The following is an 18,732-nucleotide window of genomic DNA, read 5'->3' as shown; positions in this document are numbered from 1 at the left end:
CGTGGCGGCCTATGCCGCGATCGCCAAGCCGACCTTCCCGGCCACGCGCCCGACGCGCTGACGCCGATGCAGCCGGTCAGCGAGGTTTCGGGCACGGCCTATCCGTGGGGTGCGAAGAACGTCGATACCGACGTCATCATCCCCGCGCACTGGCTGAAGACGATCAAGCGTTCGGGGCTGGGCCGCGGCGCGTTCGAGACGGTGCGCGCGCAGCCGGGCAACATCTTCGACGACCCCGCCTATGCGGGTGCGCCGATCCTGATCGCGGGCGACAATTTCGGCTGCGGGTCGAGCCGCGAGCATGCCGCCTGGGCGTTGGCCGACATGGGCATTCGCGCGGTGATCGCGCCCAGCTTCTCCGACATCTTTTCCGGCAATGCGTTCAAGAACGGCATCGTACCCGTCGTGCTGCCGCAGGAAGCGGTCGACCGGTTGCTGGAGGTGGCGAAGGACCAGCCCGTCACCGTCGACCTGGAGACGATGACCGTAACCACCCCGTTTCAGGACCGCTTCGCCTTCGAACTCGATCCGTTTCGCCGCCGCTGCCTGATGGAAGGGCTGGACGAAGTCGGCCTGACGCTGGCAAAGGATACCGTGATTTCGAAATTCGAGGAGCTGCTCGATCACGAGCGGCCCTGGATCAAGGGAGAGAGCGGATATGCGGGCGTTGCTGTCAAGGGCACCGGGCGGACCTGAAACTCTGGAGATCGGCGACCTGCCCGATCCCGTCGCGGGGGCGGGCGAGGTGCTGGTGTCGGTCAGGGCGTGCGCGATCAACTATCCCGACGTGCTGGTGATCGAGGACAAATATCAGTTCAAGCCGCCGCGCCCGTTTGCGCCGGGCGGCGAGTTTTCCGGCGTGGTCGAGGCCGTGGGCGAGGGCGTGACCGCGTTCAAGCCCGGCGACCGCGTGATGGGCAACACCGGCATGGGCGGGCTGGTCGAACGGCTGGTCGCCAAGGCGGACAACATCTACCCGATCCCCGACGAACGATCGTTCGAGGAGGGCGCGTCGATGCTGCTGACCTATGGCACGACGATCCACGCGCTGGTCGATCGCGGGCATATCAAGGCCGGCGACAACCTGCTGGTGCTGGGCGCGGCGGGCGGCGTCGGGCTGGCCGCGGTCGAGCTGGGCAAGGCGTTCGGCGCGCGGGTGGTCGGCGCGGTATCGAGCGAGGAAAAGGCGCAGGCGGTGCGCGACGCGGGCGCCGACGACGTCATCATCTATGGCCGCGCGCCATTTTCGAAGGACGAATCGAAGGCGCTGGCCGAACAGTTCAAGGAAAAGGGCGGTCGCGAGGGCTTCCAGCTGGTCTACGACGCGGTCGGCGGCGATTATGCCGAACCGGCGCTGCGCTCGATCGGGTGGGAGGGTCGCTATCTGGTGATCGGCTTCCCCGCCGGTATCCCGAAGCTGCCGCTGAACCTGACGCTGTTGAAGAGCTGCGACGTGTGCGGCGTCTTCTGGGGCGCGTTCGCCGCGCGCGAGCCGGAGCGCAACCGCGGCAACATCCGCCAGCTGTTCGACCTGTGGCAGCAGGGCAAGATCGCCCCGCGCGTGACCGAGGTGTTTCCGTTCGAACGCGGCGGCGAGGCGATCGCCAAGATGGCCGCGCGCGGCGCGATCGGCAAACTGGTGGTGCGCGTCGCGGAGTGACGGCCGGTCGGTGGGCGGCGTGGGGCGTTGCGTGTTGCGCCGCGCCGCCCTAAGTCGCGGCGAACAGCACGACGGGAGCCGACATGACCACCTTCGACGATCGCGAGCGGGCCTTTGAAGCGAAGTTCGCGCGCGACGAGGAAACCGCGTTCCGCATCACCGCGCGCCGCAACCGGCTGGCCGCGCAATGGGCCGCCGACCTGCTGAAGCTGACCCCGGCCGAGGCGGACGCCTATGCCAAGGCGGTGGTGCAGGCCGATTTCGAGGAAGCCGGCGACGAGGATGTCGTGCGCAAGCTGTTCGGCGACCTGACCGCCGCTGGCCTCGACGTCGACGAGGCGACCGTCCGCCGCGTGCTGGACGAGAAGCTCGTCGAGGCGCGCCGCCAGCTGATGCAGCCGGAGTAACGCCGATGCCGATGGCAGGCGAGGAGATCGCGGCGCTCATCAAGGCGGGCATTCCCGATGCCGAGGTCGAGATGACCGATCTGGCCGGCGACAACGATCATTGGGCCGCGCGGGTGACCGCGGCGTCCTTTGCCGGGATGCCGCGCGTGAAGCAGCATCAGGCGGTCTATGCCGCGCTGGGCGGCCGGATGGGCGGCGTGCTCCATGCCTTGCAGTTGACCACCGCCGTTCCGAAGTAAGCGGCGGGTTCCGACAGAAAGTGACGATGACGATGACCGACGACGCCCAGGCCCGCATCGACGCGGTGGTGAAGAACAACGCGGTGGTGCTGTTCATGAAGGGGACGCCGCTGTTCCCGCAATGCGGCTTTTCCAGCCGCGCGGTCGCGATCCTGGAGCGGCTGGGCGTCGATTTCGAAAGCGTCGACGTGCTACAGGACCAGGCGGTGCGGCAGGGGATCAAGGCCTATTCGGACTGGCCCACCATCCCGCAACTGTATGTCGGCGGCGAATTCGTCGGCGGATCGGACATCATGATGGAGATGTACGAGGCCGGCGAGCTGGCCGAATTGTTCCAGAATGCGGGCGCCGCCGCGGCCAAGTAGGCGCGCGCCGTTCCTGATCCATGAAGGCCCATGCCCGCCGGTCGGGTGTGGGCCTTTTTCGTTGCGTCGGCTGTGCGGGGCGGGGGAGGCACCGGGTACGGGCGGGGGTCGCGAGATCGACGTAGCGACGCCCCGCCCGGCTGAAGCGTGTCCACGCTCGGTGCGTGTCATACCCTGCATCGCGCGTGCCAACTTCCCGGATCGGCGGTTTCGCGCGGTTGCGCTGGTTAACGCCCGTCAACGGCGTGTTGAAATTGTAAAAAGAACCGACAGGGGCTTTGCGGGACTATTGACTACGGCTGTAATCAATAAGATTACATACGTAGTCGATGGGAGGGCGAGTCGTGGCCGAACGTATCAGCGAAGCCGAACATGCGGTGATGGAGGTCCTGTGGGACGATAGTCCGCTGACCGCGCAGGATGTGGCCGAACGGGTCGATCCGTCGCGCGGGTGGAGCGCGGCGACCGTCAAGACCCTGCTCGGCCGGCTGCTGGCCAAGGAAGCGGTGGCGCATGACGTCGACGGGCGGCGGTACCTGTATCGGCCGGCGGTGGCGCGCGAGGATTATGTCGCTGGCGAATCGCGCCGGCTGATCGACCGGCTGTTCGGCGGCAAGCTGACCCCGCTGGTCGCGCATCTGGCGGAACGCGACGCGATTTCGGACCAGGACATTGCCGAGATCGAGGCGCTGCTGAAGGCGTTGAAACAATGATCGGCTGGGCGATCGAGGCGCTGCTGGCATCGGCATTGCTGATGGTGGTGGTGCTGGCGGCGCGCGGGCCGGTGCGCGCATTTTTCGGGCCGCACGTCGCTTATGCGCTGTGGGCGATCCCGGTGCTGCGGCTGCTGCTGCCGCCGTTGCCGGCGGGCTGGCGCGGCGGGATGTTGCCGCAATTGCCCGCGCCGTGGCGGGGCGGGGCGCTGCCCGATCTGCCGGCGGGTGAGACGCTGACGGTTCTTATCGGCGCGCCGGCCGGGGCGCTGCCCGCGGCGGCGCCGGTGGCGGGCGGGATCGGCTGGGCCGAGGGTGCGCTGCTGCTGTGGGGCGCGGGCGCGGCGGCGCTGCTGGCGTGGCAGGTGCTGCATTATGCGCGCTTCCGCCATCGCGTGCTGCACCATGGTATGGCGGTCGACCGCGTGCGGTCGGTCACGGTGGTGCGCAGCGCGGCGGCGACGGGACCGCTGGCGTTCGGGGTGTTCGACCGGGTGGTCGCCTTCCCCCGCGATTTCGCGGCGCGCTTCGACGTGGAGGAACAGGCGCTCGCGCTGGAACATGAGCTGGGTCATCACGCGCGCGGCGACCTGATCGCCAATTGGGTCGCGCTGGCGGTGCTGGCGGTCCATTGGTTCAACCCGGTCGCCTGGATCGCCTTCCGCGCTTTCCGCGCCGATCAGGAAATGGCCACCGACGCCCATGTCCTGGCCAGATGCGGCGAAGCGGCGCGCCATGCCTATGGCTGCGCGATCGTCAAGGCGGCGCACGGGCGCGCCGTATCGCCGGCCTGCCACCTCAACACCGTCAAGGATCTGAAGGGGAGATTGCGTATGCTGGGGCGGGAGAACGTGTCGCGCGGTCGCGTGGCGATGGGGGCGGGGGCTGCCGGTGCGCTGGCGCTGGGCACACTGGCGATGACCGCATCGGGAACGCAGGCGGCCGAGCGGATGCGGATCAAGGTGGAAACCGCCACCGGCGTCGAGATCGCCGGGCTGCAGCCGGTCGCCGCGCTCCACGCGGCGGTGGCGCCGATCGCCCCGGTCGTGCCGGACCTGCCCTCGGGCGAGGCGGCGCCGGTGGTACCGGACGTGCCCGCCGTGCCGCCCGTCCCGGCCACGCCGACCGCGCCGACGCCGCCGGAGACTGGCCAGCACGACAGCAATCGCGTCGTCGTGGTCGAGAACGGCAAGCGGACCGTCTATTACGGTGCGGAGGCCGACGCCTGGCGTGCCGCCCACCCGCTGCCCGCGCCGCCGATGCCGCCCGTCCCCCCGTCGCCCGCGACGAAACCGGTGATGGTCATCCGTACCGGCGACGTGCCGCAGGTCGTCGAGCGTAACTGCGCACCGGGGGAGGGTGGAACGGACTCGCGGATGATCCTCATGGTGCCGCGCGATGGCGACAAGCGCGTGATGACCGTCTGCACCAACCGTATCGACGAAATGGCGCGCCGCGTGTCCGCGCGGGCCACCGCCGACGCCGAACGGATCGCGGGCGATAGCAAGCATATCGAACGCGACGCGAAGCGCACCGCGATCGCCAGCCTGTACCAGGCGCGCGCCGGGCTGTACGCCAATCGCGCGCTGAGCGCCGAGCAGCGCCGGCTGGCGGTGTCGGGCATCGACGAGGCGATCGCAGAGTTGAGGGCCGAGGTCGCCGCGCGCGACTGAGGTCTTCCGCCGGCCGTGCCTGACCCTCGTACGGCCGGCGATAGTTGCCCGCCCCCCACGCCCTTGCGCGCGGGGGGCGGGTTCGCCATGTCGGACGCGATGGCAAAGGATTCCCCCGCCGGCGTGCCGATGACGCTGGAGCCGCTGGTGACGCGGGTGCTGGCGCCCAATGCGTCGCCCTATACCTATACCGGCACGCAGACGCATATCGTCGGGATCGACGACGTCGCGATCATCGACCCCGGCCCCGCCGACGCGGCGCACCATGAGGCATTGATGACGGTGATCGCGGCGCGGCCGGTGGTGGCGATCGTCATCACCCACCATCACCGCGATCATTCCCCCGGCGCGCGCGCGCTGAAGGAGGCGACCGGCGCGCCGATCGTCGGCGCCGCGCCCTTCGCGCTCAGCGACGACGGCCCGCGCGCCGACGACGCGTTCGATCCCGATTACGCGCCCGACCGGGTGATGGCGGAAGGGGACAGCGTATCGGGGACGGGATGGACGCTGACCGCGATCGCGACGCCCGGGCATACGAAAAACCACCTTGCCTTCGCGCTGCCCGAAACGCGCGCGCTGTTTTCGGGCGATCATGTGATGGGCTGGTCGACCAGCGTGGTGTCGCCCCCCGACGGCGACATGACCGATTATATGGCCAGCCTGGAAAAGCTGATCGGGCGCGACGATCGTGTCTATTATCCCGGCCACGGGCCGGAGATCGACCGGCCCGAGCGGCTGGTGCGCGGGATGCTGGGGCATCGCAAGCAGCGCGAGGGGCAGATCCTGCGCCTGCTGGGCGAGGCGCCACGCGCGATCCCGGCGATGGTCGAGCGGATGTACGCGGGGCTGGACCCGCGGCTGTTCGGCGCGGCGGAGCGATCGGTGCTGGCGCATCTGATCGACCTGGAACGCCGCGGGCTGGTCGCCGCGGATGGCGAGGCGTGGCGCGCGGTGGCGGCGTGAGCACGCACCTGACCGGGCTGGGGCGGCTGCTGATCGGCGCCGCGGTGGCGGTGGCGATCGTGCTGGGATCGCTGGCGGCGTATCGGCGCTTCACCCGCGACTATACCGTTACGACCGACGACAATGGCGTCGCGGTGGCGCGGGTCGTCGCGGGGCGGCTGTACGGCAGCAGCGAATTGCGGGTCAGCCGCCTGTCGGGAACGGTACAGGCGACCGGTTCGACCAGCCGGCTGTGGGGCTGGCTGCCGTCGAGCCGGGTGGTGAAGGCGCCGTTCGAGGTCGATTATTTCGTCGACCTGCGAACGCTCGATCCGTCCGATTTTCGCTATGATGCCAAGGCGAAGACGCTGCTGGTGGAGGTGCCCGACATCACCGTCGGCCACCCGAACGTGGACGAGGCGAATGTGACGATCGACCAGACCAGCGGCTTGTTCGTGTCGCGCGCCGCGATGACCGAATTGCAGCGGCGTGCCTCCCTGTCCGCGGCGCGCAGCGTCGAGGCATCGGCTCAGTCGCCCGAGAACATGCGCAAGGCGCGCGAGAACGGCCGTGCCGCGCTGGCGCAGCTGTTCGGCGGCACGTTGCGCGCGGCGGGACTGCCGGTGACGGTGACGGTTCGTTTCGCCGGGGAGCCGCGCGGGGCCGACGATACGCGCTGGGACCTGACGCGATCGCTGGAGGAGGTGCTGGGCAACGCCGGCTGATCCCCCGATTGAGGGGCGCGCATGACGCGTGTATAAGGCTGCCAGCGGCGACGGCTGGGGGGCTTGTCCGATGGCGACCGATATATCCGATGTGCGTGGTGCGGGGCCGGCAATGCGGCGGCCGGCACGCGATCATCGTTTCTTCCTGACGATCGCGATCGTGGTCGCGGTGGTGAATATCGCCGCCTTTTCGATACAGGCGGCGTTGGGGCGGTCGACGTTCGCCGCGCCATGGCATGTCCACCTGCACGCGATCGTCTTCTTCGGCTGGGTGATGCTGTACCTGTGCCAGAACATCCTGGTCGCCGCGGGGGCATTGCGCGGGCACCGGACGCTAGGCTGGGTGGCGGTCGGCTGGATGGTGGGGATGGCGGTGGTCGGCCCGATGACTGTCGCGATGCTGGTCCGCGCGGGGCGGGTGCCGTTCTTCTTTACGCCGGCCTATTTCGTGGCGATGGACGTGCTGGCGCTGGTCGCGTTCCTGGCGCTGGCCGGGGCGGCGGTACGGATGCGGCGGCGCACCGAATGGCACCGCCGGCTGATGGCGAGCGCGATGTCGGCGATCATGGGGCCGGCGTTCGGGCGGCTGTTGCCGCTGCCGTTGCTGATCCCCTATGCCGGGCTGGCGGTGTTTCCCACGCTGCTGGCGATCCCGGTCGCGGGCGCGCTGTACGACCGGCGGACGCGCGGCGCGGTGCATCCGGCATGGTGGTGGGGGATGGGCGCGATCACGCTGACGCACGTCCTGATCGAGCTGAGCGGACGCGGGGTGCCGGGGGTGGCGGCGGCCATGGCGATCGCCGCCGGAACGCCGGGCGCGGCGGTCGATCCGCTGGCCTATCCGCCGTTCCCGCCGCTGCCGTGACGCACATTGCCTTGATCGCGTCACCAAAGGTGTCCATCTGACGCGCATGGAACAGCCGACCAGCCTCAAGGGCCTCGACCTGCGTGCCGAGATCGACCGCCTCCGCAAGGAGCGCAACGCGGTGATCCTGGCGCATTATTATCAGAAGCCCGAGATCCAGGATCTGGCCGATTTCGTCGGCGACAGCCTGGACCTCAGTCGCAAGGCGCAGGCGACGGACGCGGACGTCATCGCCTTTTGCGGGGTGCGGTTCATGGCGGAGACGGCCAAGATCCTGTCGCCGCAGAAAATCGTCGTGCTGCCCGACATGGACGCCGGCTGTTCGCTGGAGGACAGCTGCCCGCCCGAACAATTCGCCGCATTCCGCGCGCAGCATCCCGATGCGATCGCGCTGACGTACATCAACTGCTCCGCGGCGGTGAAGGCGCTGTCGGACGTGATCGTCACGTCGTCCTCGGCGGAGAAGATCCTGAGCCAGATCCCGGCGGACAAGCCGATCATCTTCGGCCCCGACCGCAATCTGGGCGGCTATCTGGCGCGCAAGACCGGGCGCGACCTGATCCTGTGGCCGGGCGTGTGCATCGTGCACGAGGCGTTCAGCGAAACCGAACTGCTCAAGCTGCGCGCCCAGCACCCCGACGCGCCGATCGCGGCGCACCCGGAATGTCCGGCGGTGATCCTGGACCATGCCGATTATGTCGGATCGACACGCGGCATCCTGGAATATGCCTATGCGATGACCGGCGATACGTTGATCGTCGCGACCGAGCCGCACATCATCCACCAGATGGAAAAGGCGCTGCCGAACAAGACGTTCATCGGCGCGCCGGGCGCGGACGGCAATTGCAACTGCAACATCTGCCCGTACATGGCGCTGAACACGCTGGAGAAGCTCTACGTCGCGCTGCGCGACCTGACGCCGCGAATCGAGATCGAGGAAGACCTGCGGCTGCGTGCGAAGAACAGCCTCGACGCGATGCTGGCGATGGCCGGGGGCACGGTGGGGCAGGGCGATCTCGGTCCCGCGAAGGTAACGGGCGACTGACCCGCAAACGGGTCATTTTATGATATGACCCGAATGTGGTTGAATTGCTAGCGCGGTCAGGTAGATTGGCCGGGTGGAATCACGCACCTATGCCGTCGTCATGGGCGATCTGGTCGCCAGCGAAGCCGCGACGTCGCGGCGTGCGCTGCATCGCGTGTTCAACGCCGCCATCGACGACGTGAACGCGGCACAGCGCGCGACGCTCGTCTCCCCGCTGACGATCACGTTGGGTGACGAGTTCCAGGGACTGGCCGAAACGCTGGCCGACGCGATCCGCATCGCCCGTCGCGTCCGCTTCGCGTTGATGGCGCAGGACGTGGCGTGCCGCGTGCTGGTGGGTGAAGTGGCCATCGACACCCCGGTCAACCCCGACCGCGCGTGGAACATGATGGGCGACGGGCTGGCTCGGGCGCGGTCGATGCTGGATCGCAAGCGCGATACCAGCCTGTACCTGTTCGCGCTGAACCGCCGGCCCAAGGACGAGCTGAACCTGCTGGCGATGGGTGCGGGGCTGACCGCAATCGAGCGGCGCTGGACCGCGCGACAGCGCGAGGACATCCTGGCCACGCTGGACGGCAGCAGCGTGGAGGAGATCGCGGCGCGGCGCGGGGTATCGACGCACAGCGTCTACAAGGTGCGCACCGCCGGGCAGAACGATGCGTACCAGTTGCTGTGGGAAGCGGTCGGCAACACTCTGTCGTCGATCGATTTCGGATGGGATGACCGGCCATGACCGGGGCGGTGATCCATGCGCTCGCCTATAGCGGGGTGGCGCTGCTGCTGCTGACGATGACCGGCAACTGGGCGTGCCGCCTGATGGTCAACCTGATCGGACTGCGTGATGCGATGGCGGGGGTGGCGCAATCGACCGCCGCGGCGGGGCGCTATATCGGAGCGCTGGAGCGGTTGGTAATCGCGATCGGGCTGGTCGTGCACAGCTGGGAAGCAGTGGCGGCGGTGATTGCGCTGAAGACAATCGCGCGCTTCAAGGAACTGGATAAGCAGCTGCCCGCGGAATATTTCCTGGTCGGGTCGCTGTTCAGCCTGTTGTGGGCGATCGCGGTGACCACCGCCTGGCTTGCCTATGACCGCCACGTCGGCGCGAATATCGCCGGTGCGATCGTCCCGCTGGTCGGCAAGCCGGGCGGTTGAGCGCGCGTCACCGCGCCAGCCGGTCCTGCGCTGTGTCGGGATCGTAGGGGAACAGGATCTCGGGATCGGGCAGGTCAATCTCGCCCGCCACCTCCGCCGGGGCCAGCGTGTGGAGCAGGTGGCGGATGATCGCGGCGCGGGCCGGTTTCTTGTGGTCGGCATGCACGCAGGTCCACGGCGCGATCGGATTGTGCGTGCGGTCCAGCATCGTGTCGCGCGCCGCCGAATATTCGCGCCACTTCTTCTGCGCGACCGCATCGAGATCGGACAGTTTCAGCGCCTTGAGCGGATCGGTGCGGCGCTTGTCGAGGCGCTTCTTCTGCTCCTTTCGGCCGATATCAAGCCACAGCTTGACCAGCCGGATGCCGCTTTCCACCAGCATCCGTTCGAAATCGGGCGCGTCGCGCAGGAATTGCGCCTGTTCCTCCGGCGTGGAGAAGCCGTTGACCACCTCCACCCCGGCGCGATTGTACCAGCTGCGGTTGAAGATCACGAGCTCGCCCGCCGAGGGCAGATGCGCGGCGTACCGCTGGAAGAACCATTGCGTCCGCTCGCGGTCATTGGGCTTGGGCAGCGCGACGACGCGCGTGTTGCGCACCGACAGGTGGCGGGTGACGGCGCGGATCGTTCCGTCCTTGCCCGCCGCGTCGCGCCCTTCCAGCACCACCACCGCGCGGCTGCCGTCAGCGGCCATCGCCTGCTGCATCCGCACCAGCCCCAGCTGGAGCGCGTCGTCATCTTCGGGGTGCTGCGCCAATCGGGTGCCTTTCGATCAACTTGTGAGTGGTCGTTGCCGAAGCTACGCATAAGGACATGAAACGTTTCCTTGCCGCAACCATGTTGCCGCTCGCCCCCCTGATGACCATCGCCGCCGCCCCCGCCGCGGACCCTTATGCCTGGCTGGAGGATATCGAGGGCGCGCGGGCGCTGGGGCAGGTGAAGGCGTGGAATGCCGAGACCGAGGCGGTGCTGACCCGGGACCCGCGCTACGCCGGCGACGTCCAGCGTGCGCGCGCGATCCTGGACGACGAGGCGCAGATCGCGATGCCCGACGAGGTGCTGGGCGACCGCGTCGTCAACCTGTGGCGCGATGCGAAGAACCCGCGCGGGCTGTGGCGGATCGCCGACCTGCCCGGCTATCTGGCGGGCAAGCCGCAGTGGCGGACGGTGATCGACGTCGATGCGCTGGGCCGCAAGGAAGGGCAGAGCTGGGTGTGGCATGGCGCCAGCTGCCTGGCGCCGGACTATGCGCGTTGCCTTGTGCGGCTCAGCCCCGGCGGGACCGATGCGCAGGTGATCCGCGAATTCGACCTGGCAAGCGGGCGGTTCGTCGACGGCGGGTTCACGCTGCCGGAGGCGAAGAGCCGCGCGACCTGGATGGATCGCGACACGTTGCTGGTCGCGACCGACTGGGGTGCGGGATCGCTGACCACGTCGGGCTATCCGCGGATCGTGAAGACGTGGCGGCGCGGCACGCCGCTGGCGCAGGCGACGACGGTGTTCGAGGCGCCGGCGAGCATCGTGGAGGCCGATGTCTGGGGCTATGCCGACGGCGCGCGGCGCTGGTCGCTGGTCGACGTCGGCCGCACGTTCTTCGAGCATGAATATCGTCTGCTGCTGCCGGGCGGCGGGCTGGCGAAGTTGCCGGCGCCGGCGGGAAGCGACCTGCAGGATGTGATCGACGGTCGGGCGATCGTGAAGCTGAACCGCGCATCGGGACGTATCCCGGCGGGGGCGCTGGTCGGTTATTCGCTGGTCGACCTGGCGCAGGGACGCACGCCCGCGCCCGAACTGGTGCTGGCGCCGAACGCGCGGCAGGCGATCGAGGAGGTCGCCGCCAGCGACGGCGTGCTGTGGGTGAAGCTGCTGGACGACGTGCAGGGGCGGCTGGTGGCGCTGACACGCGGGGACGACGGGCGCTGGGCACAGGCGCCGGTGGCGCTGCCCGCGAACAGCACGGTGCATCTGGCGGCGACCGCGGGGCGGCAGGACATGGCGTTCGCGACGGTGGAGGGGATGCTGACCCCGCCGACGCTGTACGCGGTGGAACGCGGCGCCGCGCCGCGCGCGGTGCAGGCGTTGCCGGCACGGTTCGATGCGGCGCAGTTCGACGTCGTGCAGCGGTTCGCGACGTCGCGCGACGGGACGCGCGTGCCCTATTTCCTGGTGACGAAGAAGGGCGCGGCGCGGCCGGCCCCGGCGCTGATCCACGCTTATGGCGGGTTCAAGAACGCGCAGACGCCGACCTATCTGACCGACCAGCCGTATCGCGCGGGGCCGCTGGCGCTGTTCTGGGTCGAGCAGGGCGGCGCCTATGTCCTCGCCAATCTGCGCGGCGGGGGCGAATATGGCCCGCGCTGGCACCAGGCGGGGCTGCGCGAGAAGCGGCAGAACGTGTTCGACGACCTGCATGCCGTGGCCGAGGATCTGGTGAAGACGGGGGTGTCGGCGAAGGGGAAGATCGGCATTTCCGGGCGGTCGAACGGCGGCTTGCTGGTAGGTGTGGCGATGCAGCAGCGCCCCGATCTGTACGGCGCGGTGATCGCCGGATCGCCGCTGGAGGACATGAAGAAATACACGCATCTGTCCGCCGGCGCGTCGTGGATCGACGAATATGGCGATCCGGACAAGCCCGCGGACTGGGCGTTCATCCGCAGATATTCCCCCTATCAGAACGTGAAGGCGGGGGTGCGGTATCCGCCGGTGCTGTTCTACCTGTCGACCAAGGACGACCGGGTGCATCCGGGGCACGCGCGCAAGCTGGCGGCGCTGCTGAAGGCGAACGGAAACCGCGTCTATTTCCACGAATATCTGGAGGGCGGGCACTCGGTCGGCGCCGATCATGCCGAGGATGCGCGGCGTGCGGCGCTGCTGGATGCGTTCCTGCGCCGCGAACTGATGGGCAAATAAGGGGGCGTCAGCCCCCGTTGACCAGCCCCGACCACGGTAGATCGGGACCGATCGGCACGATGCCGTGCGGGTTCAGATCGCGGTGGCTGGCGTAATAATGCGTCTTGATATGGTCGAGATGCACGGTGGCGGCGACGTCGGGGATCGCCAGCATCGCTTCCAGATGGCGTTCGAGCGCGGGATAGTCCTGAATCCGGCGCCGATTGCACTTGAAATGCCCGTGATAGACCGCGTCGAAGCGCACCAACGTGGTGAAAAGCCGGATATCCGCCTCGGTCATCACGCCGCCGACGAGCCAATCCGTGTCGGTGAGGCGCGAGTCGAGCGCGTCCAGACGCGCGAATAGCGGCGTTGCGGCGGCCTTATAGGCGTCCTGCGTCGTCGCGAAGCCGGCCTTGTAGACGCCGTTGTTGACCTCATCGTAGACGGGCGCGTTGATCGCGTCGATGTCGGCGCGCAGCGCGGCGGGATAGAAGTCTCCCGGCGCCGCGCCGAGATGGTCGAAGGCGGTGTTCATCATGCGGATGATCTCCGCCGATTCGTTGCTGACGATCGTGTCGGTTGCCCGGTCCCACAGGACGGGCACGGTGACCTTGCCGGTATAGCCGGGGCGCGCGCGGGCGTAGAGTTGCCACAGGAAATCGGCGCCGTGCAGCGGATCGCCGGTGCCGCCGCGTGTCGTGGCGAAGGTCCAGCCATCGTCGAGCATCACGGGATCGACCACCGACACGTCGATCAGCGGCTCCAGCCGCTTCAGGGCGCGAACCACCAGGGCGCGATGCGCCCAGGGGCAGGCATAGCTGACATAGAGGTGATAGCGCCCCGCCGCCGCGGGGCGCCCGGCCTGACCGTCCGGCCCCGGCCCGCCATCCGCGGTGATCCAATCGCGGAACCCGGCATCCTGCCGCTGGAAGCTGCCGTCCTTGCTGTCGGCGGTTACCTTGCCGGCGTGCCAGACGCCGTCGATCATCTTGCCCATCATGCGCTCCCGTCGATGAGGGGCATACGATCGAGCGGCCCCGAGGTATCCCGCGGTATCGGTGCCCCTGCGAACGTCTTCCCCGTCATGCCGGACCCGTTCCGGCATCCACCGTTCGGCGCACCCATCGGGCGCTGATGCTGCGGAACGGTGGACCCCGGAACAAGTCCGGGGTGACGGCCGTCGCGTGGCTCGCGCCGCATGTTGCCGCGGTGCCGTAACGACGGGCAGGGGGCGCGACGTTGCGCCCCTTGCAAGGATCAGTCGACCAGTTCGACCGCCAGCGCGGTGGCTTCGCCGCCGCCGATGCACAGCGAGGCGACGCCGCGCTTCTTGCCGTGATGCTTGAGCGCGGCGATCAGCGTGGTGACGATGCGTGCGCCCGACGCGCCGATCGGGTGGCCCAGCGCGGTGGCGCCGCCATGGACGTTGATCCTGTCGTGCGGGATGCCCAGGTCGCGCATCGCGAACATCGCGACGCAGGCGAACGCCTCGTTGATCTCGAACAGGTCGACGTCGTCGATCGACCAGCCGGCCTTTTTCAGCAGCGACTGGATCGCGCCGACGGGGGCGGTCGTGAAGGCGGCGGGTTCCTGCGCATGGGCGGCGTGCGCGATGATCCGCGCGACCGGCTTCTGCCCCTTCGCCGCGGCGACGCTTTCGCGTGCGAGCACCAGCGCGGCGGCGCCGTCGGAGATCGACGAGCTGGTCGCGGCGGTGATCGTCCCGTCCTTGGCGAAGGCGGGCTTCAGCGTCGGGATCTTGTCGGGCAGGCCCTTGCCGGGCTGTTCGTCGGTATCCACCGTCACCTCGCCCTTGCGGGTCGCGACCGTGACGGGGACGATTTCGTCCGCGAACGCGCCCGTCGCGATCGCGTCCTTGGCGCGGCGCAGCGATTCGAGCGCGTAATCGTCCTGCGCCTGGCGGGTCAGCTGATATTCGTTGGCGGTGTCCTGCGCGAAGGTGCCCATCGCGCGCCCGGCCTCATAGGCATCCTCCAGCCCGTCGAGGAACATATGGTCATAGGCGGTGTCATGGCCGATGCGCGCGCCCGAGCGGTGCTTCTTGAGGATGTACGGCGCGTTGGTCATGCTTTCCATGCCGCCCGCGACGATCACGTCGGCCGAACCGGCGGCGATCGCCTCCGCGCCCATGATGACGGTCTGCATCCCCGATCCGCACACCTTGTTGACGGTGGTCGCCTGCACCGACTTGGGCAGGCCGGCCTTGATCGCGGCCTGACGCGCGGGCGCCTGGCCAAGACCGGCAGGCAGCACGCAGCCCATGTAGATGCGCTCGACATCGGCGCCGTCGATCCCGGCGCGCTCGACCGCGGCCTTCACCGCCGTGGCGCCCAGATCGGTCGCGGCCACATCGGCCAGCGCGCCCTGCATCCCGCCCATCGGGGTGCGCGCATAGGACAGGATGACGACGGGATCGGTGGCCATGATGCTTCCTCTCTCTGAATGTTGCGCTGCACATAAGACGTCGCGCGCTGCATGACAAATCCCCGCGCGCCGCCGCTTGATCGGCGTCATAGGCCGCGCCGGCGGGGTCGCGTAGCGGTGATGGGTGGAAAGTCTGCTGCTGACGCTCAAATGGTATGCCGCGATCAGCGGCACGATCGCGGCCTTCATGGTCTCGCTCGATTCGGGGCGGCGCGTGACGGGGTGGGGGATGGCGCTGTTCGTCACCTCCTCGATCGCGTGGATCAGCGGGGCGGTGCTGTCGGGCGATCATCCGCTGGGGGCGCAAAATGCCGTGCTGCTGGGGGTCAACAGCTTCGGCGTGTATCGCTATCTTATCCGGCGACGTGACTGATGCGATCATCTGGGCCGTGGGGCTGGGGCTGTTGGGGGCGATCGCCGGGAGCTTCCTGGCGACGATCGCGGTGCGCTGGCCGGCGGAGCGCAGCGTGGCGCGCGGGCGGTCCGCGTGCGACGGGTGCGGGCGGGCGCTGACCGCGCGCGATCTGGTCCCATTGCTGAGCTGGGTGGCGACGCGCGGGCGCTGCGGCGCGTGCGGCGCGCGGATCGACTCGCGCCACCCGCTGATCGAGGCGGGATGCGCGCTGGCGGGGATTGCGGCGGGCTATGCCGCGCCGGGCGTCGCTGGCGCGGCGGGGGCGCTGTTCGGCTGGCTGCTGCTGACGCTGGCGGTGATGGACGCGCATGATTTCTGGCTGCCCGATGAACTGACCGGCGCGCTTGCGATCGGCGGGGTGGCCAGCGCGTGGTGGGTCGCGCCCGACTGGCCCGAACGGCTGATCGGCGGCGTGGGGAGCTTCGCGCTGCTGTGGCTGGTCGCGGCGGGATACCGGCGCTGGCGCGGACGCGAGGGGATGGGCGGGGGCGACCCCAAGTTGTTCGGCGCGATCGGCCTGTGGCTGGGCTGGCGGTTGCTGCCGGCGGTGCTGGTGATCGCGGGCCTGGTCGGGCTGGGGTGGATCGCGTTCCAGTATCTGCGCGGGCGGGCGATGGCGGCGGACGATGCGTTGCCGCTGGGCACGTTGATGGCGGTGGCGGCTTACCCGGCGTGGATCGTCATGATAGGATCGGCGGGATGACGATGTGGTGGGCCGTGATGGTGCTGGCGGGGATGCAGGCGAACGCGCCGGCGTCCGCCCCGGCGGTGTCGATCGACGGCCTGCCGCTGGGCGTGCTGCCGGCGCAGGACCTGCCGGCGAAGGGATGTGCCGCCTATCTGTTTTCCACCGGGCAGACGCGCGCGCTGGCGACGATGGCGACTGCCGAGCCGGGATCGCTGCGGCTGATGCTGGACGGGCGCGTCACCGACCTGCCGCGCACGGGCGCGGAGGGCAATGCGACGCTGGGGCTGGCGCCGACCACCACCTATGCCGCGGGCGGGGTGACCGCGACGCTGACGCTGACGATCGAGCAGCGCGCGACGTTGACCGCCGGCGCGGCGGTGCCGATTGCGACGCTGCGGCTGGACCGCGCCGGGCAGGATTCGATCGCGATGCCGCTGGCGGGGCTGCTGGGGTGTCGCACATAGATTCACAGATTCGAGGACAAGGGGAGGAGCGGGGCATGAGGGACATTCTGGAGACGCAGCGCGCGGCGTTCATGGCGGCGCTGCCCGAGCCATTGTCGGTGCGCAAGGATCGGCTGCGCCGTGCGGCGACGATGATCGCGGACCATGCCGCGCGCTTTTGCGACGCGCTGAGCGAGGATTTCGGGCATCGCAGCCGCGAACAGTCGATGGTCACCGATATCGGCGGGTCGATCGCGCCGATCCGCCACGCGCTGAAGCACCTCGATCGCTGGGCGAAGACCGAACGGCGCAAGGTGGAATTTCCGCTGGGCCTGCTGGGCGCGAAGGCGCGGGTCGAATATCAGCCCAAGGGCGTGGTGGGCGTGATCGCGCCGTGGAATTTCCCGGTCAATCTGGTGATGTCGCCGCTGGCGGGCATCTTCGCCGCGGGCAATCGCGCGATGGTGAAGACCAGCGAGTTCACGCCGGTGACCAGCGCGCTGTTCGAGGAGATCGCGCCGAAATATTTCGCCGCCGACGAACTGGCGTTCGTGTCGGGCGGGCCGGACGTGGGCAAGGCGTTCGCCGAACTGCCGTTCGACCACCTGATCTTCACCGGTGCGACGGGGATTGCCAAGCACATCCTGCACGCCGCCGCCGACCATCTGGTGCCGGTGACGCTGGAATTGGGCGGCAAATCCCCGGTGATCGTCGGGCAGAGTGCCGATATCGCGCGCACGACCACGCGCGTGGCGACCGGTAAGATGCTGAACGCGGGTCAGATCTGCCTCGCGCCCGATTACATGCTGGTGCCCGAGGCGCAGGAAGGCGCGGTGGTCGAGGGGCTGAAGCAGGCGGCGACCGCTATGTACCCGACATTGTTGTCGAACCCGGACTATACCTCGGTCATCAACGACCGGCATCACCAGCGGCTGACCGACTGGATCGAGGATGCGCGCGCGAAGGGCGCGACGATCGACGTCGTGAACCCCGCGAACGAGGATTTCGGCGCGTCGAACAGCCGCAAGATGCCGCTGACGATCGTCACCGACGTGACCGACGACATGACGCTGATGCAGGAGGAGATTTTCGGCCCGGTGCTGCCGATCCGGCGCTATTCGGGCGGGGTCGACAGCGCGATCGCGCAGGTCAACGCGCGCGACCGGCCGCTTGCCGTCTATTATTTCGGCGAGGACAAGGACGAGGAGCGCCGCGTGCTGGACCGCACCATTTCCGGCGGCGCGACGGTCAACGACGTGATCTTCCACGTGTCGATGGAAGACCTGCCGTTCGGCGGGATCGGGCCGTCGGGGATGGGCAGCTATCACGGGCTGGACGGGTTCCGTACCTTCAGCCACGCCAAGTCGGTCTATCGCCAGCCGAAGATCGACGTGATGAAGCTGGCCGGGCTAAAGCCGCCCTATGGCAAGGCGACCCAGGCGTCGATCGCCAAGCAGATGAAGTTCTGACGACGGAGCGGATCGCGGCGGTGCTGGCGGACGACGCCTGGCGCCGCCGCGCGATGATCGCGGTGCGCGATGCCGGGCCGCCGGGCGCGTGGATCGGCGCTGGATTGGTGCGCGATGCGGTGTGGGACCGGCTGCATGGCCGCGCGCCCGCCCCGCCCGCGGGCGATGTCGACGTGCTGTGGTATGCACCGGGCGAGGGCGCGGGGCGCGATGCCACCGCCGAGGCGGCGCTGAGCGCGGCGTGTCCGGGCGTCGACTGGTCGGTGAAGAACCAGGCGCGGATGCACCAGCGCAACGGCGACGCGCCGTACCGCGACGTCGCCGACGCGATGCGCCACTGGCCGGAAACCGCGACCGCGGTGGCGGTACGGCTGACTGCGGCGGGGATGGTGGAGGTCGCCGCGCCTTATGGGCTGGACGATCTGTTCGCCGGGGTGGTGCGGCCGACGGCGAGGTTCGCGGCGGACAGGCGCGCGATCTTCGACGCGCGGGTGGCGGGGAAGGGGTGGCTGGCGCGCTACCCGCTGCTGCGGATCGTCGCGGCATGAAAAAAGGCCCGGCGGTTCGCCCGCCGGACCCCTGGCATCGCCCGCG

At 69.1% G+C, this 18,732-nt stretch carries 22 protein-coding genes; 19 read left to right on the top strand and 3 right to left on the bottom strand.

What is annotated here, in order from left to right; translation table 11 throughout:
• Positions 1–66 precede the first annotated feature (66 nt).
• From leuD to COA07_RS05505, 13 genes are all read left to right on the top strand, one after another.
• A complete protein-coding gene (leuD, locus tag COA07_RS05565; RefSeq protein WP_066706566.1) occupies positions 67–696 on the top strand; it encodes a 3-isopropylmalate dehydratase small subunit in 630 nt (209 codons plus the stop codon).
• On the top strand, positions 659–1,660 hold the full coding sequence (locus tag COA07_RS05560) for an NADPH:quinone oxidoreductase family protein (RefSeq protein WP_096640596.1): 1,002 nt from the start codon (positions 659–661) through the stop codon (positions 1,658–1,660). The genes leuD and COA07_RS05560 overlap by 38 nt, the downstream gene beginning before the upstream one ends.
• A gap of 83 nt (positions 1,661–1,743) precedes the next feature.
• Positions 1,744–2,067: a DUF1476 domain-containing protein gene (locus COA07_RS05555; RefSeq protein ID WP_066706565.1), complete on the top strand. Its 324-nt coding sequence runs from the start codon at positions 1,744–1,746 to the stop codon at positions 2,065–2,067.
• 5 nt (positions 2,068–2,072) lie between these two features.
• Positions 2,073–2,306, top strand: coding sequence for a BolA/IbaG family iron-sulfur metabolism protein (locus COA07_RS05550; protein WP_066490504.1), 234 nt, complete (start codon positions 2,073–2,075; stop codon positions 2,304–2,306).
• Positions 2,307–2,338: 32 nt separating this feature from the next.
• Positions 2,339–2,671, top strand: a complete 333-nt coding sequence (gene grxD, locus COA07_RS05545; RefSeq protein ID WP_066706630.1) for a Grx4 family monothiol glutaredoxin — start codon at positions 2,339–2,341, stop codon at positions 2,669–2,671.
• Between the two features lie 344 nt (positions 2,672–3,015).
• The gene (locus COA07_RS05540; protein WP_066706562.1) at positions 3,016–3,384 is read left to right on the top strand and encodes a BlaI/MecI/CopY family transcriptional regulator; all 369 of its coding nucleotides are present in this window, start codon (positions 3,016–3,018) and stop codon (positions 3,382–3,384) included.
• Positions 3,381–5,057, top strand: a complete 1,677-nt coding sequence (locus COA07_RS05535; protein WP_096640594.1) for a M56 family metallopeptidase — start codon at positions 3,381–3,383, stop codon at positions 5,055–5,057. Before COA07_RS05540 ends, COA07_RS05535 begins: the two co-directional genes overlap by 4 nt.
• Before the next feature lie 99 nt (positions 5,058–5,156).
• On the top strand, positions 5,157–6,020 hold the full coding sequence (locus tag COA07_RS05530; RefSeq protein ID WP_066710747.1) for an MBL fold metallo-hydrolase: 864 nt from the start codon (positions 5,157–5,159) through the stop codon (positions 6,018–6,020).
• Positions 6,017–6,724, top strand: coding sequence for a DUF4230 domain-containing protein (locus COA07_RS05525; RefSeq protein ID WP_169803519.1), 708 nt, complete (start codon positions 6,017–6,019; stop codon positions 6,722–6,724). Before COA07_RS05530 ends, COA07_RS05525 begins: the two co-directional genes overlap by 4 nt.
• 70 nt (positions 6,725–6,794) lie before the next feature.
• The gene (locus COA07_RS05520) at positions 6,795–7,589 is read left to right on the top strand and encodes a hypothetical protein (RefSeq protein WP_141396476.1); all 795 of its coding nucleotides are present in this window, start codon (positions 6,795–6,797) and stop codon (positions 7,587–7,589) included.
• Positions 7,590–7,635: 46 nt separating this feature from the next.
• Complete coding sequence (gene nadA / locus COA07_RS05515) at positions 7,636–8,634, top strand: quinolinate synthase NadA (protein ID WP_066710728.1); 999 nt, start codon at positions 7,636–7,638, stop codon at positions 8,632–8,634.
• Positions 8,635–8,707: 73 nt separating this feature from the next.
• Positions 8,708–9,367, top strand: coding sequence for a SatD family protein (locus COA07_RS05510; protein ID WP_245842030.1), 660 nt, complete (start codon positions 8,708–8,710; stop codon positions 9,365–9,367).
• Entirely contained in the window at positions 9,364–9,786 is a 423-nt protein-coding gene (locus COA07_RS05505) for a hypothetical protein (protein WP_066710731.1), read from the top strand. Before COA07_RS05510 ends, COA07_RS05505 begins: the two co-directional genes overlap by 4 nt.
• Before the next feature lie 7 nt (positions 9,787–9,793).
• Here COA07_RS05505 and ppk2 read toward each other — a convergent pair whose 3' ends face one another.
• On the bottom strand, positions 9,794–10,543 hold the full coding sequence (gene ppk2 / locus COA07_RS05500; RefSeq protein WP_066710732.1) for a polyphosphate kinase 2: 750 nt from the start codon (positions 10,541–10,543) through the stop codon (positions 9,794–9,796).
• Between the two features lie 56 nt (positions 10,544–10,599).
• Here ppk2 and COA07_RS05495 point away from each other — a divergent pair, with 56 nt between their 5' ends.
• The gene (locus COA07_RS05495; RefSeq protein ID WP_066710733.1) at positions 10,600–12,696 is read left to right on the top strand and encodes a prolyl oligopeptidase family serine peptidase; all 2,097 of its coding nucleotides are present in this window, start codon (positions 10,600–10,602) and stop codon (positions 12,694–12,696) included.
• A 7-nt stretch (positions 12,697–12,703) separates the two neighbouring features.
• On the opposite strand, the gene COA07_RS05490 is transcribed toward COA07_RS05495, so the two are convergent.
• Complete coding sequence (locus COA07_RS05490) at positions 12,704–13,675, bottom strand: glutathione S-transferase family protein (protein WP_066710758.1); 972 nt, start codon at positions 13,673–13,675, stop codon at positions 12,704–12,706.
• A 260-nt stretch (positions 13,676–13,935) separates the two neighbouring features.
• Positions 13,936–15,123, bottom strand: a complete 1,188-nt coding sequence (locus COA07_RS05485; protein WP_066710735.1) for a thiolase family protein — start codon at positions 15,121–15,123, stop codon at positions 13,936–13,938.
• A gap of 124 nt (positions 15,124–15,247) precedes the next feature.
• On the opposite strand from COA07_RS05485, the gene COA07_RS05480 reads away from it, so the two are divergent.
• The 5 genes from COA07_RS05480 to COA07_RS05460 are packed head-to-tail and all read left to right on the top strand — an operon-like array spanning position 15,248 to position 18,686.
• Positions 15,248–15,496 carry a hypothetical protein gene (locus tag COA07_RS05480; protein ID WP_066710744.1) on the top strand — a complete coding sequence of 83 codons (249 nt, stop codon included), beginning with the start codon at positions 15,248–15,250 and terminating at the stop codon, positions 15,494–15,496.
• Complete coding sequence (locus COA07_RS05475; RefSeq protein ID WP_245842029.1) at positions 15,489–16,241, top strand: prepilin peptidase; 753 nt, start codon at positions 15,489–15,491, stop codon at positions 16,239–16,241. The genes COA07_RS05480 and COA07_RS05475 overlap by 8 nt, the downstream gene beginning before the upstream one ends.
• Positions 16,238–16,690, top strand: a complete 453-nt coding sequence (locus COA07_RS05470) for a hypothetical protein (RefSeq protein WP_083956898.1) — start codon at positions 16,238–16,240, stop codon at positions 16,688–16,690. The genes COA07_RS05475 and COA07_RS05470 overlap by 4 nt, the downstream gene beginning before the upstream one ends.
• A 35-nt stretch (positions 16,691–16,725) precedes the next feature.
• Positions 16,726–18,138 (top strand): coniferyl aldehyde dehydrogenase, encoded by a 1,413-nt coding sequence (locus tag COA07_RS05465; RefSeq protein ID WP_066711479.1) that lies wholly within the window; start codon positions 16,726–16,728, stop codon positions 18,136–18,138.
• A gap of 20 nt (positions 18,139–18,158) precedes the next feature.
• Positions 18,159–18,686, top strand: a complete 528-nt coding sequence (locus COA07_RS05460; RefSeq protein ID WP_245842028.1) for a nucleotidyltransferase family protein — start codon at positions 18,159–18,161, stop codon at positions 18,684–18,686.
• Positions 18,687–18,732 lie beyond the last annotated feature (46 nt).

This window comes from Sphingomonas adhaesiva, from assembly GCF_002374855.1.
Classification (GTDB): domain Bacteria; phylum Pseudomonadota; class Alphaproteobacteria; order Sphingomonadales; family Sphingomonadaceae; genus Sphingomonas; species Sphingomonas adhaesiva.
This window is presented reverse-complemented; position numbering and strand designations above follow the sequence as displayed.

Excerpts from the sequence above, each read along its gene's own strand:
- leuD (WP_066706566.1), top strand. The coding sequence starts at position 67 with ATGCAGCCGGTCAGCGAGGTTTCGGGCACGGCCTATCCGTGGGGTGCG.
- COA07_RS05560 (WP_096640596.1), top strand. The coding sequence starts at position 659 with ATGCGGGCGTTGCTGTCAAGGGCACCGGGCGGACCTGAAACTCTGGAG.
- COA07_RS05555 (WP_066706565.1), top strand. The coding sequence starts at position 1,744 with ATGACCACCTTCGACGATCGCGAGCGGGCCTTTGAAGCGAAGTTCGCG.
- COA07_RS05550 (WP_066490504.1), top strand. The coding sequence starts at position 2,073 with ATGCCGATGGCAGGCGAGGAGATCGCGGCGCTCATCAAGGCGGGCATT.
- grxD (WP_066706630.1), top strand. The coding sequence starts at position 2,339 with ATGACCGACGACGCCCAGGCCCGCATCGACGCGGTGGTGAAGAACAAC.
- COA07_RS05535 (WP_096640594.1), top strand. The coding sequence starts at position 3,381 with ATGATCGGCTGGGCGATCGAGGCGCTGCTGGCATCGGCATTGCTGATG.
- COA07_RS05530 (WP_066710747.1), top strand. The coding sequence starts at position 5,157 with ATGGCAAAGGATTCCCCCGCCGGCGTGCCGATGACGCTGGAGCCGCTG.
- COA07_RS05520 (WP_141396476.1), top strand. The coding sequence starts at position 6,795 with ATGGCGACCGATATATCCGATGTGCGTGGTGCGGGGCCGGCAATGCGG.
- nadA (WP_066710728.1), top strand. The coding sequence starts at position 7,636 with ATGGAACAGCCGACCAGCCTCAAGGGCCTCGACCTGCGTGCCGAGATC.
- COA07_RS05505 (WP_066710731.1), top strand. The coding sequence starts at position 9,364 with ATGACCGGGGCGGTGATCCATGCGCTCGCCTATAGCGGGGTGGCGCTG.
- COA07_RS05495 (WP_066710733.1), top strand. The coding sequence starts at position 10,600 with ATGAAACGTTTCCTTGCCGCAACCATGTTGCCGCTCGCCCCCCTGATG.
- COA07_RS05490 (WP_066710758.1), bottom strand. The coding sequence starts at position 13,675 with ATGGGCAAGATGATCGACGGCGTCTGGCACGCCGGCAAGGTAACCGCC.
- COA07_RS05485 (WP_066710735.1), bottom strand. The coding sequence starts at position 15,123 with ATGGCCACCGATCCCGTCGTCATCCTGTCCTATGCGCGCACCCCGATG.
- COA07_RS05470 (WP_083956898.1), top strand. The coding sequence starts at position 16,238 with ATGACGATGTGGTGGGCCGTGATGGTGCTGGCGGGGATGCAGGCGAAC.
- COA07_RS05465 (WP_066711479.1), top strand. The coding sequence starts at position 16,726 with ATGAGGGACATTCTGGAGACGCAGCGCGCGGCGTTCATGGCGGCGCTG.